Here is a 247-nt window from a genome sequence, read left to right as displayed (position 1 = left end):
CGCCATTGTTGTCGGCACGGAGCAGGATCACGACGTATTTCAGCGTGACGACGACAATCAGCGCCCACAGGATCAGCGAGAGCACGCCGAGCACCGCATGCGCGGTCACCGCGCCCTCGCCGCCGGCGGCAAACGGCCATGGCGAGGCGCATTCGACCGCCACCTTCAAGGCGCTGCTGCTCGGCAGTATCGGTGTCGTCTATGGCGACATCGGCACCAGCCCGCTCTACGCGCTGCGTGAAGCCGT

2 protein-coding genes are annotated in these 247 nt (G+C 66.4%); one reads left to right on the top strand and one right to left on the bottom strand.

What is annotated here, in order from left to right; all coding sequences use genetic code 11:
- Positions 1–85: KUP/HAK/KT family potassium transporter (locus FNJ47_RS55185; protein WP_430649496.1), on the bottom strand; the 85-nt coding region annotated here is incomplete at its 3' end.
- Here FNJ47_RS55185 and FNJ47_RS50815 point away from each other — a divergent pair.
- Positions 72–247 (top strand): KUP/HAK/KT family potassium transporter (locus tag FNJ47_RS50815; RefSeq protein ID WP_163163688.1); only part of this gene is annotated, 176 nt, incomplete at its 3' end. The two genes, FNJ47_RS55185 and FNJ47_RS50815, sit on opposite strands and share 14 nt — an antisense overlap.

Source organism: Bradyrhizobium uaiense, from assembly GCF_010811875.1.
In the GTDB taxonomy this organism is placed as follows: Bacteria; Pseudomonadota; Alphaproteobacteria; order Rhizobiales; family Xanthobacteraceae; genus Bradyrhizobium; species Bradyrhizobium uaiense.
Note: the sequence above shows the minus strand (reverse complement) of the source record. Positions and strands in the feature narration are given on the sequence as shown.